At 68.3% G+C, this 16,153-nt stretch carries 18 protein-coding genes; 7 read left to right on the top strand and 11 right to left on the bottom strand.

The window, feature by feature from the left end:
• The first annotated feature begins 196 nt into the window (after nt 1-196).
• Complete coding sequence (gene ndk, locus ACMGER_RS09750; RefSeq protein ID WP_436811958.1) at nt 197-619, top strand: nucleoside-diphosphate kinase; 423 nt, start codon at nt 197-199, stop codon at nt 617-619.
• A 93-nt stretch (nt 620-712) separates the two neighbouring features.
• On the opposite strand, the gene ACMGER_RS09755 is transcribed toward ndk, so the two are convergent.
• From ACMGER_RS09755 to purM, 4 genes are all read right to left on the bottom strand, one after another.
• Entirely contained in the window at nt 713-1,345 is a 633-nt protein-coding gene (locus tag ACMGER_RS09755; protein WP_436811959.1) for a hypothetical protein, read from the bottom strand.
• Complete coding sequence (locus ACMGER_RS09760; RefSeq protein ID WP_436811960.1) at nt 1,342-1,719, bottom strand: MmcQ/YjbR family DNA-binding protein; 378 nt, start codon at nt 1,717-1,719, stop codon at nt 1,342-1,344. The genes ACMGER_RS09755 and ACMGER_RS09760 overlap by 4 nt, the downstream gene beginning before the upstream one ends.
• Nucleotides 1,716-2,228: a phosphoribosylglycinamide formyltransferase gene (gene purN, locus ACMGER_RS09765; RefSeq protein ID WP_436812853.1), complete on the bottom strand. Its 513-nt coding sequence runs from the start codon at nt 2,226-2,228 to the stop codon at nt 1,716-1,718. The genes ACMGER_RS09760 and purN overlap by 4 nt, the downstream gene beginning before the upstream one ends.
• A 123-nt stretch (nt 2,229-2,351) precedes the next feature.
• On the bottom strand, nt 2,352-3,437 hold the full coding sequence (gene purM, locus ACMGER_RS09770; RefSeq protein ID WP_436811961.1) for a phosphoribosylformylglycinamidine cyclo-ligase: 1,086 nt from the start codon (nt 3,435-3,437) through the stop codon (nt 2,352-2,354).
• Between the two features lie 62 nt (nt 3,438-3,499).
• Here purM and ACMGER_RS09775 point away from each other — a divergent pair, with 62 nt between their 5' ends.
• The 4 genes from ACMGER_RS09775 to ACMGER_RS09790 are packed head-to-tail and all read left to right on the top strand — an operon-like array spanning nt 3,500 to nt 9,115.
• Nucleotides 3,500-4,771 (top strand): heavy-metal-associated domain-containing protein, encoded by a 1,272-nt coding sequence (locus ACMGER_RS09775; RefSeq protein WP_436811962.1) that lies wholly within the window; start codon nt 3,500-3,502, stop codon nt 4,769-4,771.
• Nucleotides 4,768-5,412 (top strand): P-loop NTPase family protein, encoded by a 645-nt coding sequence (locus tag ACMGER_RS09780; RefSeq protein ID WP_436811963.1) that lies wholly within the window; start codon nt 4,768-4,770, stop codon nt 5,410-5,412. The genes ACMGER_RS09775 and ACMGER_RS09780 overlap by 4 nt, the downstream gene beginning before the upstream one ends.
• Nucleotides 5,413-5,444: 32 nt before the next feature.
• Entirely contained in the window at nt 5,445-7,607 is a 2,163-nt protein-coding gene (locus tag ACMGER_RS09785) for an RNA degradosome polyphosphate kinase (RefSeq protein WP_436812854.1), read from the top strand.
• Nucleotides 7,607-9,115, top strand: coding sequence for a Ppx/GppA phosphatase family protein (locus ACMGER_RS09790; RefSeq protein ID WP_436811964.1), 1,509 nt, complete (start codon nt 7,607-7,609; stop codon nt 9,113-9,115). Before ACMGER_RS09785 ends, ACMGER_RS09790 begins: the two co-directional genes overlap by 1 nt.
• 161 nt (nt 9,116-9,276) lie before the next feature.
• Here the strand turns inward: ACMGER_RS09790 and ACMGER_RS09795 are convergent, their stop codons facing one another.
• On the bottom strand, nt 9,277-9,564 hold the full coding sequence (locus ACMGER_RS09795; protein WP_436811965.1) for an I78 family peptidase inhibitor: 288 nt from the start codon (nt 9,562-9,564) through the stop codon (nt 9,277-9,279).
• A complete protein-coding gene (gene rnd / locus ACMGER_RS09800) occupies nt 9,561-10,736 on the bottom strand; it encodes a ribonuclease D (protein ID WP_436811966.1) in 1,176 nt (391 codons plus the stop codon). Before rnd ends, ACMGER_RS09795 begins: the two co-directional genes overlap by 4 nt.
• A gap of 176 nt (nt 10,737-10,912) precedes the next feature.
• Between rnd and aspS the strand changes: the two genes are divergently transcribed.
• Entirely contained in the window at nt 10,913-12,739 is a 1,827-nt protein-coding gene (gene aspS, locus ACMGER_RS09805; RefSeq protein WP_436811967.1) for an aspartate--tRNA ligase, read from the top strand.
• Nucleotides 12,740-12,785: 46 nt separating this feature from the next.
• Here aspS and ACMGER_RS09810 read toward each other — a convergent pair whose 3' ends face one another.
• The 5 genes from ACMGER_RS09810 to ACMGER_RS09830 all read right to left on the bottom strand — a co-directional run bounded on the left by ACMGER_RS09810 (nt 12,786) and on the right by ACMGER_RS09830 (nt 14,623).
• Nucleotides 12,786-13,007 (bottom strand): DUF4170 domain-containing protein, encoded by a 222-nt coding sequence (locus tag ACMGER_RS09810; RefSeq protein ID WP_436811968.1) that lies wholly within the window; start codon nt 13,005-13,007, stop codon nt 12,786-12,788.
• A 39-nt stretch (nt 13,008-13,046) separates the two neighbouring features.
• The gene (locus ACMGER_RS09815; protein WP_436811969.1) at nt 13,047-13,403 is read right to left on the bottom strand and encodes a hypothetical protein; all 357 of its coding nucleotides are present in this window, start codon (nt 13,401-13,403) and stop codon (nt 13,047-13,049) included.
• Nucleotides 13,404-13,472: 69 nt separating this feature from the next.
• A complete protein-coding gene (locus ACMGER_RS09820) occupies nt 13,473-13,739 on the bottom strand; it encodes a hypothetical protein (RefSeq protein WP_436811970.1) in 267 nt (88 codons plus the stop codon).
• Nucleotides 13,736-14,080 (bottom strand): phage holin family protein, encoded by a 345-nt coding sequence (locus tag ACMGER_RS09825; protein WP_436811971.1) that lies wholly within the window; start codon nt 14,078-14,080, stop codon nt 13,736-13,738. The genes ACMGER_RS09820 and ACMGER_RS09825 overlap by 4 nt, the downstream gene beginning before the upstream one ends.
• A 24-nt stretch (nt 14,081-14,104) precedes the next feature.
• Complete coding sequence (locus ACMGER_RS09830; protein WP_436811972.1) at nt 14,105-14,623, bottom strand: hypothetical protein; 519 nt, start codon at nt 14,621-14,623, stop codon at nt 14,105-14,107.
• A 130-nt stretch (nt 14,624-14,753) separates the two neighbouring features.
• On the opposite strand from ACMGER_RS09830, the gene eno reads away from it, so the two are divergent.
• Nucleotides 14,754-16,031: a phosphopyruvate hydratase gene (gene eno / locus ACMGER_RS09835; RefSeq protein WP_436811973.1), complete on the top strand. Its 1,278-nt coding sequence runs from the start codon at nt 14,754-14,756 to the stop codon at nt 16,029-16,031.
• Nucleotides 16,032-16,153: the final 122 nt, after the last annotated feature.

Consider the following 16,153-nt stretch of genomic DNA (forward strand, 5'->3'; position numbering starts at 1 on the left):
CCGCGAAGGCGGGAATCCATTGCCGCTGAAGCCTGTGAATCCCGCTATGCTCAGCCAGAATGGATTCCGCCTTCGCGGGAATACGGTGGTTTAGCTCAACCAGATGACCTTAAGGCTGTTGGTTGCATTCGCCTCTCCCTCCGACTAGGGCGGCGCCAGTTTTCCACCATCACCAGACCACAGGAGCCGCACGGCCATGGCCGCGACCCGGACGTTCTCGATCATCAAGCCCGATGCCACCCGCCGCAACCTGACCGGCGCGGTCACCAAGATGCTGGAGGAGGCAGGCCTTCGCGTCGTCGCGTCCAAGCGCATCCGCATGACCAAGGAGCAGGCCGAGGGTTTCTATGCGATCCATAAGGAGCGGCCGTTCTTCAACGACCTCGTCGCCTTCATGACCTCGGGCCCGGTAGTGGTGCAGGTGCTCGAGGGTGAGAACGCCGTGCAGCGCAACCGCGACATCATGGGCGCGACCAACCCGGCCAATGCCGAGCCTGGCACGATCCGCAAGGAGCTTGCCGAGTCGATCGAGGCGAACTCGGTCCATGGCTCCGATTCGGACGAGAATGCCGCGATCGAGATCGCCTTCTTCTTCACGCCGGAAGAGATCGTCGGCTGAGGTCCATGCGCTCTGTGCTCCTGCGAAGGCGGGAGCATTGGATCGCGAACGACTCCGGTGAGGCCAAGGCTCCTGCCTGCGCAGGAGCACAGTTTATTTCTTCCTGAGCCCCGCCAATCGTCTCGCCTCGGTCGCCCAAAGCTGATCGAGGCGGGCGGTCGCGTCGCGAGCGCCGACGCGCTGGCGCAACAGTACACCCTTCAGCTTGAGGCCGCGGCCGCCGAAGGTCCGTCCTTCGGTCTCGAACACGACATCGTAGATCGCGCGGTCGGCGCCTTGGCCATTGTCGCCGCTGACCGCGGCTGCGATCAGCACCGGCAAGCGCCCCTGCACCCTGTCGGGGCCGCCGTCGGTCGCATCCAGCAGGGGCTTGCGGATCCATCCGGCCTCGATCCGCGGCTCCAGCACCGCTGTCTGCACCGGCGCGCCCAGCGCGCGCGGGAAGCTGACGTCGATGCTGGCGACGCCCGGATGCGTGGGATCGGCGAGCGTCAGGTCGTCGCCGTCCGGCTTACCGACGAAGGTAATGGTCGTGGCCCTGCGCGCCTCCTCGGCCTTTTCCGCCTGGCGTTCCGCCGCGGTCTCGCGCTTCTCCGACCAGCTCAGATACAGCGATCCGGCGGCGATCAGCACGCCGGCGACCGCCACCCCCTCGCCGATGCTGATCCAGCGGCGGCGGATTGCGCGGTCCTCGGCCTTCTCGGCTGCGGTCTTGGTCTCGCTCATCGTCCGCCCGCCTCCAGCAACCGGCGCGGCGCGACCAGCTCCCAGCTGATCGCGACGCGGTCGCCGATCCGGTCCCAGTCGGTATCGGGCCGGCCGACCCGCATCGCCACCCAGCCGGAGGGGCCGAGATAGGGCGGGGCATAGTAGAAGTCGGGATCGGCCTCGATCAGCATCGCCTGCTCGTCGCGGCCGGTGGTCTTGACCATCACCGCGGTCTCGCCGTCGTTGTGGTGGTTGTGCCAGATGTAGGCGAAGAACTTGCCCTTGACGATGTGGAAGCCGGGCGAGCCGTGCGACAGCCGCTCGGCGGTCTCGGGCAGCGCCAGCGCGATCGCGCGGAGGCGCTCCAGGTCGGCGGGATAGTCGGGGCTCATCGCATCACGAACTCGGCCAATACCTTGGGATAGAGCCGATGCTCCTCCTTCAGCACGCGCCGTGCAAGCGATTCGGGCGTGTCGCCCGGCAGGATGGGCACGCGCGCCTGACCCAGCACCTCGCCGCCGTCGAGCTCCTCGGTGACGATGTGGACCGAGCAGCCAGCCTCGCTGTCACCGGCCGCGATCGCGCGGGCGTGCGTCTCCAGCCCCTTGTAAATGGGCAACAAGGATGGATGGATGTTGACGATTCGCCCGCGCCAGCGCGCGACGAATTCGTCGGAAAGCAGGCGCATATAGCCGGCGAGCGCGATCACCTCGACGCCGGCGGACCGGAGTGCGGCATCGATCGCGGCCTCGCGCTCGGCCTTGCCCTTGGGTGCGGCGAAGGTGGCAATTCCCTGCTCGTGCGCCCAGGTGAGACCGGGCGCATCGGCCTTGTCGGAGGCGACCAGCGCGATCTCATAGGGACAAGCGGGCTCGCGAGTCGCTTCGGTCAGCGCCCGCATGTTCGATCCGCGCCCCGAGATGAGGACGCCGACCCTGCGTCTCACGAACGTGCCCCGGCGAAGCCCGGGGCCCAGTTGCTTGCGGTGGGAGGCTGGGCCCCGGCCTTCGCCGGGGCACGGATACTAGCCATGGTGCGTCGCGGACCAGTCGGCGCGAGCGCTCCAGGTGCCGGCGGAGCCGCGGACGGTGCAGCCGCGCTCGCCTGCCTCGACGGCGCCGATGGTGAAGACCGTCTCGCCGACAGCCTCCAGCGCTTCCCGGATCAAATCGGCCTCGGTCGGCGCCACCACCACCGCCATGCCGACGCCGCAGTTGAAGGTGCGTGCCATCTCCTCGGGCTCGATCGCGCCCTGCGCCTGGAGGAAGGCCATCAGGCGGGGCTGCTCCCAGGCATCGGCGTCGATACGGGCGTGGCAGCCTGCGGGGAGCACGCGCGGGACGTTCTCGAGCAGGCCGCCGCCGGTGATGTGGGCGAGGCCGTGGATGCGCTTCGCGCGCAAGAGCGGGAGCAGGCTGGCGACGTAGATCCGCGTCGGCGCCATCAACACGTCGATCAGGCGGACCTCATGGTCGAACAGGGCGGGGCGGTCGAGCTTCCAGCCCCTGTCGGCGGCGAGACGGCGCACGAGGCTGAAGCCGTTGGAATGAACGCCGGAGGAGGCGAGGCCGAGGATCACGTCGCCCGCCGCGACGCGGTCGCCGGTCAGCAGCGCGTCGCGCTCGACCGCGCCGACGCAGAAGCCGGCGAGGTCATAGTCGCCGTCGGCATACATGCCCGGCATCTCCGCCGTCTCGCCGCCGATCAAGGCGCAGCCGGCCTGGCGGCAGCCCTCAGCGATCGAGGCGATCACGCGCTCGGCTACTGCGACATCGAGCTTCCCACTTGCGTAATAGTCGAGGAAGAACAAGGGTTCGGCGCCCTGGACGATCAGGTCGTTGGCGCACATCGCGACCAGATCGATGCCGACGCCATCGTGTGCGTCATATTCGATCGCGAGCTTGAGCTTGGTACCGACGCCATCGTTGGCCGCGACCAGCAGCGGATCGGTGAAGCCGGCTGCCTTGAGGTCGAACACGCCGCCGAATCCGCCCAGCTCGGCATCGGCGCCGGGACGGCGGGTGGCTTTGGCCAGCGGGGCGATCGCCCGCACCAGCGCGTTTCCGGCTGCAATCGAAACGCCGGTATCGGCATAGGTATAGCTCGTCATATCGTGCGCCCTATCGACAAGCCGCTTGGATTTCCACGCCCGCTTCGCCAAAAGGGCGGCGCATGGCAGCGCGTCTTCCTTCCCTTCGCACGTCCGGACTGATCCTTGCGATGGCGCTGCTGACGGGCGGCGCGGCGCTCTACGCGCAGATCGAAGGGGGCGACCGGGGCGCGGCCCCGATCGACAGCTCGGGCGATTTCGAGGTCGGCGGCATCAGCGTCGACGTCGCCGCCAAGGACGCCGATACCGCGCGAATCAACGGCTGGCGCCTCGCGCAGCGCAAGGGTTGGACGCTGCTGTCGCAGCGGCTGACCGGCCGGCCGAGCCAGCTGGCCGACGGTACGCTCGATTCGATCGTGACCGGCGTCGTCGTCGAGAACGAGCAGATCGGACCGACCCGCTACATCGCCAAGCTCGGTGTGCTGTTCAATCGTGCCCGCGCAGGCGGGATCCTGGGCGTCGCGACCCAATTCACCCGCTCGGCGCCGATGCTGGTGATCCCGGTGATGTGGTCGGGCGGCACCGGCCAGGTGTTCGAACGTGCGACGCCATGGCAGCAGGCCTGGGCGCGCTACCGTACCGGCAACAGCGTGATCGATTACGTGCGCCCGGTCGGTACCGGCGCCGATCCCTTGCTGCTCAACGTCGGCCAGACCGAGCGGCGCGGGCGCGGCTGGTGGCGGACGATCCTCAACCAGTATGGCGCCAATGACGTGCTGATGCCGGAAGTGCGGCTCAACCGTCTATGGCCGAACGGGCCGATCCAGGCGGCGTTCTTCGCCTATCACGGACCCGACCGGCGGCTGCTGACCAGCTTTACGCTGCGGGTGGAGAACGGCGACGGCTTGCCGGCGCTGCTCGACGAGGGCGTGGCGCGGCTTGATCGCGCCTATCAGGACGCGCTTCAAGGCGGGCTGCTGCGTACCGATGCGCTGCTGTCGCCGCCGCCGATGCCGGAGGCGACTCCGACGCCCGAAGCGGCGATGCCGATCGAGGACCTGCCGATCGACACCGCCACTCCGGCGGGTGGCGGAACGTCGGTCGCGATTCAGTTCGACACGCCCTCGGCCGGATCCGTAAACGCGGGCGAGGCCGCGATCCGGAGCGTGCCCGGCGTGAGCTCCGCGACGACGATCAGCCTGGCGCTCGGCGGCGTCTCGGTGATGCGCGTGACCTACAATGGCGACGTGAATGTACTCAGGACCTCGCTCGAGAGCCGCGGCTGGAGCGTGCAGGGATCGGGCACGACGCTGCGCATCCGCCGCCGGGGAGCGGCGGCACCCGCGGCGCCGACGCCGACGCCCACCGCAACCTCAAGTCCCAACGGCGGATGACGCCGGATCAGTTCGACCTCCCGCTCCCCAAGCCCGCGGTCAACCGCGAGGACGAGTTTCTGGTCAGTGAATCGAACGCACGGGCGGTCCATGCGATCGAGCATTGGGGCACCTGGCCGGTGATGGCGGCGCTGCTGGTCGGTCCGCGCAAGTCCGGACGCAGCCTGCTCGCGCGCATGTTCGTCGCCAAGACCGGCGGCACGATGATCGACGATGCCGAACGAGTGAGCGAGACCGAGATCTTCCATGCCTGGAATCGCGCGCAGACCGAACGCCGGCCGCTGCTGATCGTCGCCGACGCGGCGCCGCCCGAATGGGCGGTGCGCCTGCCGGACCTGAGATCGCGACTGGCGGCGAGCCCGATGCTACGGCTCGGCCCGCCTGACGATGCGCTGATGCCCGAGCTGCTCCGCTACCTCTTCGATCGCCGCGAGCTCGACGCGCGGCCGGACCTCATCGCCTGGCTCGTGAGGCGGGTCGAGCGCAGCCATCTCGCTGTCCTGCGCGTTGTCGATCGCATCGAGGAAACGGCCGATCACCGGCGGACACGAAAATTATCGATTCCCATGGTACGCGCCGCCTTGTCTGAAGCCGGACTTCTGCCAGAGAGGGCCGGCACGCAGCCGACGGAGCTTCTGTGACTCACGCCGCCGCCACCGCCACCGTTCGCGAGATCGAGGACAGTCCCGCCGGGGACCGCAGCCGCTACTTCAACCGTGAACTGTCCTGGCTCGCCTTCAACCGCCGCGTGCTGGAGGAGGCGACCAATCCGGCGCATCCGCTGCTCGAGCGGCTGCGGTTCCTGTCGATCTCGGGTTCGAACCTCGACGAGTTCTTCATGGTCCGCGTCGCCGGCCTCAAGGGCCAGCAGCTCCAGAACGTCGAACAGCGCTCGCCCGACGGACTGACGCCCGGGCAGCAGCTCGCCGCGATCGTCGCCGAGGCAGACGCGCTGGTCGACAACCAGCAGGCGGTCTGGCGTGACCTGCAGCGCGAGCTGGAGGACGCCGGCATCGACGTGCTCGACGCCGAGGAGATCGACGGCAAGACCGGCGAATGGCTGGAAACGCATTTCCGCGAACAGGTGTTTCCGATCCTGACGCCGCAGGCGCTCGATCCGGCGCACCCGTTTCCGTTCATCCCGAACAAGGGGTCGAGCGTGGTATTCGATCTCGTTCGCCTGTCGGACGGCGAGCCGATCCGCGAGCTGGTGCTGCTACCGGCGAGCACGCCGCGATTCGTACGCCTGCCGGGCGGACGGGCTTGTTATGTGACGGTAGAAACTCTGCTTAAGCGATTCTCTGCGCAGCTTTTCCCTGGTTACGAAGTGAAGGGAGCCGCCTCCTTCCGCATCTTGCGTGACAGCGACATCGAACTGGAGGAGGAGGCGGAAGATCTCGTCCTCTATTTCCGCACCGCCATCAAGCGCCGCCGCCGCGGCCGGGTGATCCGGCTGGAGATGGAGACGGGGATCGGCGCGGAGCTGGAAGGCGTGCTCAAGGACGAGCTCGGCGGCAGCGACGCGATCCTGACCGAGACCGGCGGCTTCCTGGGCATCGGCGATCTCGCCATGCTGGTCGAGGAGGATCGGCCCGAACTCAAGTTTCCACCGTTCAGTCCACGTTTCCCGGAGCGCATCCGCGAATATGGCGGCGACTGTTTCGCGGCGATCAGGGCCAAGGACATCGTCGTCCACCACCCGTACGAGACGTTCGACGTGGTGCTGTCCTTCCTGCGCCAGGCGGCCTCGGACCCCGATGTGGTGGCGATCAAGCAGACGCTCTACCGCGCCGGCAAGCAATCCGCCGTCATCAATGCGCTGATCGCCGCGGCCGAGGCGGGCAAGTCGGTGACCGCCGTCGTGGAGCTGAAGGCCCGGTTCGACGAGGAGCAGAACCTGCTGTGGGCCTCGGCGCTGGAGCGCGCGGGCGTGCAGGTGGTCTATGGCTTCATCGACTGGAAGACCCACGCCAAGATCTCGATGGTCGTGCGGCGCGAGGGCGGGGGCTATCGCACCTACTGCCACTTCGGCACCGGCAACTATCACCCGATCACCGCGCGGATCTACACGGATCTCAGCTTCTTCACCGCCGATGCCCGGATCGGGCGCGATGCGGCGGCGGTCTTCAACTACGTCACGGGCTATGTCGAGCCGACCCATCTCGAGCTGCTCGCCAACTCGCCGCGCGACCTGCGTAACCGCCTGATGGAGCTGATCGACGGCGAGATCGCCAATGCCCAGGCCGGCAAGTCGGCCGCGATCTGGGCCAAGATGAACTCGGTGGTCGATCCGGCGGTGATCGAGAAGCTCTACGAGGCCTCGAACGCCGGCGTCGAGATCGACCTGGTGATACGCGGCATCTGCTGCCTGAAGCCCGGCGTGCCCGGCATGTCGGAGAACATCCGCGTCAAGTCGGTGATCGGCCGCTTCCTCGAGCACAGCCGCATCTGGGCGTTCGGCAACGGCAAAGCGCTGCCCAACGACGGCGCCAAGCTGTTCATCTCCTCGGCGGACTGGATGCCGCGCAACTTCGATCGGCGGGTCGAGTTCATGCTGCCGATCCTCAACCCGACCGTGCACGACCAGATCCTCGACCAGGTGATGGTCGCCAACCTGATCGACAATGAGCAGAGCTGGGAACTCCAGCCCGACGGCAGCTACGTCCGCGTCCATCACGGCCATAGCCGGCCGTTCAACCTCCACCGCTATTTCATGACCAATCCGTCGCTCTCGGGGCGCGGCGCGGCGCTCGATTCGGAGGCCGTGCCGAAACTGTCGCTACGCCGCCGCCGGACGCACCCCGAGCGTGCGTCGGAGCCGGTGGCCGGCGCCTGATGGCGACGCTGATGTTCCGTCGCGGCCGCGCGGAGAAGGCGGCCGTGTCCCAGACCGTGCGGACGGGGATCATCGACATCGGCTCCAATTCGATCCGTCTCGTCGTCTATGAGGGGCCGCAGCGGCTACCCGCCGTGCTGTTCAACGAGAAGGTGATGGCCGGTCTCGGCCGATCGCTGTCGGAGACCGGCGCGATCGACGCCGGCGCACTGGCCGCCGCCCGTCTTGCCCTCAAGCGTTTCGCTTGGCTGGCGCACGAGATGGAAGTGACGGAATTGCGCACCGTCGCGACCGCCGCGGTTCGCGACGCCTCCAACGGCGGCGACCTGATCGCGGAGGCCGAGAAGCTCGGGCTGACGGTCGAACTGCTGTCGGGCGAGGAGGAGGCGTTCGCCTCGGGCATGGGTGTGCTCTCGGCCTTCCCCGACGCCGACGGCATCGTCGGCGACCTCGGCGGCGGCAGCCTGGAGCTGGTACGCGTGGTGGCGGGGGCGATCACCGATCGCGTGTCCTTCCCGCTCGGCGTGCTGCGGCTGTCGGCGATCCGCGCCAAGGGCAAGGGCGCGCTGGAGCGCCGCGTCGAGAAATTGGTGCGGGAGGCGGGATGGAAGGGCAGGGGCAGCGACCTGCCGCTCTACCTGGTCGGCGGGTCGTGGCGGGCGCTGGTGCGGCTCGACATGCACCTGACCGGCTATCCGCTGCCGGTGATCCACAGCTATGCGATGACCGCCGAGGAGATCAGTCGGCTCACGCGCACGTTGAGCCATATCGAAAGGGGCAAGCTCAAGGCGATCACCAACCTGTCGAGCGCGCGGATACCGACGCTGGGCGATGCCGCCGCGCTGCTCGCGACGCTGCTGCGTCAGCTCGGCTGCGCCACCACGGTCGCTTCGGCGTTTGGTCTGCGTGAAGGGCTGCTGTTTACCCGCCTGCCGCAGGCGGTACGGCGCGAGGATCCGCTGATCGCAGCCGCGCGCGACGAAGGGCGGCGGCTGGGGCGGTTCGCCGAGCACGGCGACCTGCTCGATGCCTGGATCGCGCCGCTGTTCGAGAGCGAGGATGCCGAGCTCGCCCGGCTGCGCCACATGGCCTGCCTGCTCGCCGACGTCGGCTGGCGGGCGAACCCCGAGTTCCGGGCCGAGCGCGGCGTCGAGGTCGCACTCCACGGCAACTGGGTGGCGATCGACGCGCGCGGGCGGGCGATGGTGGCGCAGGCGCTGTTCACCTGCCTCGGCGGGGGGACCGAATCGCCCGATCCGATCGGCCGGCTCGCGCCGCATGACGAGCTGGCGCTGGCGGTGCGCTGGGGCCTGGCGATGCGGCTCGGCCAGCGGCTGTCGGGCGGCGTCGCCGCGCCGCTGGAACGCACGCGATTGGCGCTCTCGGAGGACACGGTCCGGCTGATCGTCCGGCAGCGGGACGGCGGCCTCTATGGCGAAGCGGTCGAGCGGCGGCACAAGGCGCTCGCTGCCGCTTTCGATCGCACCGAGCTGCTGGTAACGGAGTAGGCGCTAGAGTCGGATTCGGCTTATTGGATCTGTTCCCCGGCGAAGGCCGGAACCCAGCATCGGCGGACCAGGCGGCGGTATCCTGCCATCCGAACCGACTTGCGGCTGGCCCCCCGGCCTTCGCCGGGGAACGGCTTGCTTCAATCCCGCTGGATCAAACTCTAGCCGCAGCGCAGCGACCTGATCACGCCGCGCCGATCGATGTCGACGGTCAGCCGATCGCGACGGAAGTCCATCGTCACCGCCTCGCCCGGCCGCACGACGCGGACCGTGTCCGCGCGGCTGCGCTGGCGGAGCCGCGACTGGACTCGCGGCGTCATCTGTCGTCCGACGAAGCTCTGGACCATGCCGGCCCGGCACTCGCGCGGGCCCGGCAGCGGGGTCGGTCTGTGATCCATGCATCCCGACGCCAGCAGCGCGACCGCGACCATTCCCACCTTGCGCATCATGCCTCCTCCTCCGTTCGCGTCATCTTGAGCTTCCCGTTTCGCACGGTGAAGCCGAGCCGGCCCTCGACCAGGTCGAGCGCGTCGTGCCCGAACTGTTCATAGCGCCATCCTTCGAGAATGGGGAGCTTGTCGCGCTGACCGGCCGCGAGCGCCTCGAGCTCGTCGGTGCGGGCGAGCAGGCGGGCGGCGACGTTGATGTCGCGCGCGCGGATCTTGAGCAGCAGCTTGAGGAGATCGGCGACCAGCGCACCTTCCTTGCCGAGCGCCGGCCCCCGCTCGTCGCGCGGCGGCAGCTCGGCGGCACCCATCGGCTCGGCGGCGGCGATCGCCTCCATCAGCCGGCCGCCGATGTCGTTGGCCGCCCAGGAACCGGACAGGCCGCGCACCTTGGCGAGATCGGCCTGCTTCCTCGGCGGATTGGAGGCGAGGTCGGCGATCGTCTCGTCCTTGGCGATGCGGCCGCGCGGCAGGTTCTTGCCCTGCGCCTCCAGCTCGCGCCAGCGCGCGATCGCCTTCAGGCGCCCGAGCACCTCGGCCTTGCGGCTGGAGATGCGGACGCGCTGCCAGGCCTTGTCGGGGTCGTTGCGGTAGTTCTCCGGATCGGCGAGCCGCTCCATCTCCTGGTCGAGCCAGCCGCCACGTCCGGTCTTCTTCAGCCGCTCGAGCATCTTGGGAAAGATCCGCGAAAGATGGGTCACGTCGGCGATGGCATAGTCGATCTGCCGCGTGTCGAGCGGACGGCGGCTCCAGTCGGTGAAGCGGGCGCCCTTGTCGACGGCGATGCCGAGATAGGTGTCGACCAGGTTGGAATAGCCGATCTGCTCGCCTTGCCCGAGCGCCATCGCTGCGATCTGGGTGTCGAACAGCGGGTGCGGCGTCTTGCCGGTCAGGTTGTAGACGATCTCGATATCCTGCCCGCCGGCGTGGAAGACCTTGAGCACGTCCTCGTTGTCGACCAGCAGGTCGAGCAGCGGTTTGAGATCCAATCCCGGCGCCTTGGGGTCGATCGCGGCCGCCTCTTCGGTGCCGGCGATCTGAATCAGGCAGAGTTCGGGCCAGTAGCTGTTCTCGCGCATGAACTCGGTGTCCACCGTGACGAACGGCGCGTTGGCGAGGCGGGTGCAGAGATTGGCGAGGGTAGCCGAGTCGGTAATCAGGCCGTGAATGTGCATCGGCGGCCCATAGACCCTCCGCACGGGTTGACAAAGAGGGGAGGGACGGGAAAGCGCGGGCGCCTGTTCCGCCCTCCGTCCGTCATCCCGGCGAAAGCCGGGATCGCGTGCCACAAGGGTGCCGCCAAACAACTGGGAGATCCCGGCCTCCGCCGGGATGACGATAGAGAGAAGCCATGCACGCCTACCGCACGCACACCTGCGGCGAACTCCGCGAGAGCCATGTGGGAGAGGAAGTCCGCCTGTCGGGCTGGGTCCACAAGAAGCGCGACCACGGCGATCTCGTCTTCGTCGACCTGCGCGACCATTACGGCATCACCCAGATCGTCACCGAGGTGGACGGCCCCGCCTTCCAGGTGATCGAGTCGCTCAGGAGCGAATCGGTGGTGACGATCACCGGCAAGGTGACCGCGCGCGCGCCCGAGGTGGTGAATCCCAACCTGCCGACCGGCGCGGTCGAGGTCCGCGCGGCCGAGGCGGTGGTCCAGTCCTTCGCCCAGGAACTGCCGATGCCGGTGGCGGGCGATCAGGAGTATCCCGAGGACATCCGCCTTCGCTACCGCTTCCTCGACCTCAGGCGCGAGCGGCTCCACGCCAACATCATGCTGCGCTCGGCGGTGATCGCGTCGATCCGCCGCCGCATGATCGAGCAGGGCTTCACCGAGTTCCAGACCCCGATCCTGACCGCATCGAGCCCCGAGGGCGCGCGCGACTATCTCGTCCCGAGCCGCGTCCATCCCGGCAAGTTCTACGCGCTCCCGCAGGCGCCGCAGATGTTCAAGCAGCTGCTGATGGTGGCGGGATTCGACCGCTATTTCCAGATCGCGCCCTGCTTCCGCGATGAAGACGCCCGCGCCGACCGTTCGCCGGGCGAGTTCTACCAGCTCGATTTCGAGATGAGCTACGTCACGCAGGACGACGTGTTCGCCGCGATCGAGCCGGTACTGCACGGCGTGTTCGAGGAATTCGCCGACTGGCAGGGCAGGGGCCGCACCGTCTCGCCGCTGCCGTTCCGCCGTATTCCGTACCGCGAATCGATGCTGAAGTACGGCAGCGACAAGCCGGACCTGCGCAACCCCGTCCTGATCACCGACGTCTCGGAATTCTTCAAGGGCTCCGGCTTCAGCCGCTTCGCCTCGATGGTCGAGGCGGGCGATGTGGTCCGGGCGATCCCCGCGCCGAACACCGCGGAGAAGAGCCGCAAGTTCTTCGACGACATGAACGCCTGGGCGCAATCCGAAGGCTTCCCCGGCCTCGGCTATGCGACGCAGAAGGACGGCGTGTTCGGCGGCCCGATCGCCAACAACCACGGCCAGGAGGGCATGAAGGCGATCGCCGAGACGCTCGGGCTCGGCCCCAACGACGGCATCTTCTTCGCCGCCGGCAAGGAGGCGCAGGCGGCCAAGCTCGCCGGCCTTGCCCGCACGCGCGTCGGCGAGAGCCTCGAACTCATCGACCAGAGCCGCTTCGAGTTCTGCTGGATCGTCGACTTCCCGATGTTCGAGTATGACGAGGACGCCAAGAAGATCGACTTCAGCCACAACCCCTTCTCGATGCCGCAGGGCGAGCTGGAGGCGTTGGAAACCAAGGACCCGCTCGATATCCTCGCCTATCAGTACGACATCGTCTGCAACGGCGTGGAGCTGTCGTCGGGGGCGATCCGGAACCACCGGCCGGAGATCATGTACAAGGCATTCGAGATCGCCGGCTATGCCCGCGAGGACGTCGACACCAATTTCGCGGGCATGATCAACGCGTTCAAGTACGGCGCGCCGCCGCACGGCGGTTCGGCGCCGGGCATCGACCGCATCGTCATGCTGCTCGCCGACGAGCCCAACATCCGCGAGGTGATCGTCTTCCCGATGACGCAGAAGGCCGAGGACCTGATGATGGGCGCGCCGAGCTTCGTCACCGCGAAGCAGCTGCGCGAGCTCAACATCCGCGTGGTCGAGCAGCCGGGCGCGAAGGTGGCGCCGACGAGCGAGTTGGTGCGGCCGGAATGATTCCAAATACCGTCATCCCGGCGAAAGCCGGAATGACGGTCAAACCTTAACCGATCGGCAGCTCCGGCTCCAGCAGCCGGTGCAGATGCACCAGCACGTATCTCATCTCCGCATCGTCAACCGTGCGCTGCGCGGCGGCGCGCCAGGCCTTCTCGGCGCTGGCATAGTCCGGGAAGATGCCGACGATGTCGATCGCATTGAGATCGGCGAACTCGAGCGTCTGCGGATCCTTGACCCGCCCGCCGAAGACGAGATGAAGCTTGCTCATGGCGGGCTCCTTAGCGGCCCGCGCCTGCCATGCAACCGCTCAGGCGTTTTCCTTGCGCCCGCGTGCGGCGCCGACGGCGCTTTCGAACACCTTGCGCACGCCTTCCTTGGCAGCGTCCCGACCCGCGATCGAGGCGCTGAGCTGCTCCTTGCCGGTCTCGCGTGCCGCAGCGACGGCCGCCTTGGCGCCGTCGGCAATGCGTTTGCCGAGCGGCCGCAGCGCCTCCCTCTCGCGGTCGCTGCGCGGGATCAGCGCACCGGCGACCAGACCGACTGCGAGTCCGCCGGCGACCACCGCCACCGGGTTCGATTCGATCGCCTCGATGGTCGAGCGCGTACGCGATACCTTGGAGCGGGAAGCGGAACCGGTCTTCGTCTCGGTGGTCGCCTTGGCCATCGTCTGATCCTTACGTTGCGGGCGCGTGCCCGTGCTCGAACTCAACTCGCGTCGCCGCCGCCGGTTGCATCACTTGCGGCGGCGCGACAGCCAGCGTGCCATCGGCCGCCGCAGGATGACCAGCCCCAGCGCGCCGGCAGCGGCGAGGAAGGCCATCGGGCGCTTGCCGGCAAGCTCGGTCGCGCGGTCGGCAAGGCCGTTCATCACCTCGTCCGCCAGCGCGCCGGGCGAAAGCCGCGTCTTCAGCTCGTCGACGCGACCGAACAGTCGTTCGCGCGCCGCCGTCCGTTTCGTCTCGGCGAGCAGGAGCCGCGGGGATTCCTTCGCGTCCTTCACGAATCCGGCTCCAGCAGTGCGGTGAGCCGCGTCCAGGCGAGCCAGCCGAGAATGCCGGCAAGCGCCAGCGTCACCACGCCGACGATCGCCGTCGCGGCCAGCGGGCCGATCTCCGGCGCCAGCATCATCACCGCGCCCACCGCGATCGCGATCAGCGCGGTGAAGGCGAACAGCATGGCGAACGACCCCAGCAGCGCGATGTCGCGCACCTCCTTGGCCTTGGCCAGCGCGAGCTCGCGGAAATAGCCGAGCTCGGCCGCGGCATAGGCCTTGGCGTCCTCGGTGAGCTCGGCGAACACGCTGCCGATCGGCTCGTTCTCGCCGCGCTCCTCCTCGTCCATGCCGCTGCCCCCGTTTCGCGTGCCTCAGGCCTTGTCGCGGCCCGCGTCGAGGCTGGCCTGGAGCACGCGCGCGACCACGAAACCCAGCGCGGCTGCGGTGCCGATCGCGATTCCCGGCGACTTGCGCACGAACGCCCCGACGTCGCCGAAGATGTCGTCGACGTCGCGCTCGCGCACCTGCCCGGAGAATTTGGAGACGGCGCTCGACGCCTGCCGCGCGTAGCCGCCGAACTTCTCGCCCAGCTTCTCGTCGACGTCGCCGGCCGCCTTGTCGAGCAGCTTGGCGAATTCGTCGAGCGCGTCGGTGGCGCGCGCCTTGCCGTCGCTGGCCAGCACCTTGAGCTTCTCGCCGGCCTGGCCGCTGATCTTGCCCGCCTCGTCGCGAATCGCTTGGGTGGCCTTGCGCTTGCTGCCGCCTTCGCCCGCGCCCGCACGGTCGGCCGCATCGATCCGCGCCTGCACCGCAGGATCGGCCTCGAATTCGATGTCGCGCTCGCCGTTGCCGCTGGGGGGAGTGCCTTTGGCGCCGGTGTCTTCAGCCATGGTTTCGGACCCTTTCGTCGTTTCAGAGCGAGAACAAGCAGTCCGGCAAGCCGGTTCCATTGCTGCGCGGCGGAAGAGCCGATAGAGGCGCCCGCACGCATCCAGGCCGACCATGTAGGGAGCTCGTTACGTGACCGCAATCATCGACATCCACGCCCGCGCCATCCTCGACAGCCGCGGCAATCCCACCGTCGAGGTCGACGTGATGCTGGAGGACGGCAGCTTCGGCCGCGCGGCGGTGCCCTCGGGCGCCTCGACCGGCGCGCACGAGGCGGTGGAACTGCGCGACGGCGACAAGGCGCGCTGGCTCGGCAAGGGCGTCGACAAGGCGGTCGCCGCCGTCAACGGCGAGATCGCCGAGGAAGTGCTGGGGCTGGAGGCCGAGGACCAGGCCGAGCTCGACCAGGCGATGATCGAGCTCGACGGCACCGAGAACAAGGGCCGGCTCGGCGCCAACGCGATCCTCGGCGTCAGCCTCGCCGCCGCCAAGGCCGCCGCCGATGCGCGCGGGCTGCCGCTCTATCGCTACGTCGGCGGGGTCAACGCGCATGTGCTGCCGGTGCCGATGATGAACATCATCAACGGCGGCGAACATGCCGACAATCCGATCGATTTCCAGGAGTTCATGATCGTTCCGGTCGGTGCCGAAAGCGTCGTCGAGGCGGTGCGCTGCGGCTCGGAGATTTTCCACACGCTCAAGAAGAAGCTGCACGACAAGGGGCTGGCGACCGGCGTCGGCGACGAGGGCGGCTTCGCGCCGAACATCGCCTCGACCAGCGAGGCGCTCGACTTCATCGTCGCCAGCATCGAGGCGGCCGGCTACACGCCGGGCGACGACGTGATGCTCGCGCTCGACTGCGCGGCGACCGAGTTCTTCAAGGACGGTGCCTATCATATCTCGGGCGAGGGCAAGGTACTGTCGCCGATCGGCATGGCCGAGTATCTCGCCGATCTTGCCCAGCGCTACCCGATCTTCTCGATCGAGGACGGCATGGCCGAGGACGATTTCGACGGGTGGAAGGCGCTGACCGACATGGTGGGTGCCAAGGTCCAGCTCGTCGGCGACGACCTGTTCGTGACCAACCCGAAGCGCCTTGCGGACGGCATCGGGCGCGGCCTCGCCAACTCGCTGCTGGTCAAGGTCAACCAGATCGGCACGCTGACCGAGACGCTGGAGGCGGTGAGCCTGGCGCAGCGCTCGTCCTACACCGCGGTGATGTCGCACCGCTCCGGCGAGACCGAGGATGCCACCATCGCCGACCTCGCCGTCGCCACCAACTGCGGGCAGATCAAGACCGGCTCGCTGGCCCGCTCGGACCGGCTCGCCAAGTACAACCAGCTGATCCGCATCGAGGAGGAGCTCGGCGACGTCGCGCGCTATGCAGGCCGCAGCGTGATTCGCGCCTAAGTCTAAGCCCCTTCCTTTCAGGGGAGGGGTTGGGGTGGGGAGTGCGGCAGGCCGTTCGCTTGCGGATAGCCCCATCCCCAAACCCCTCCCCTGAAGGAAAGGGGCTTAGAGTATGACTCGCG

Source organism: Sphingomonas astragali, from assembly GCF_051400615.1.
In the GTDB taxonomy this organism is placed as follows: Bacteria; Pseudomonadota; Alphaproteobacteria; order Sphingomonadales; family Sphingomonadaceae; genus Sphingomonas.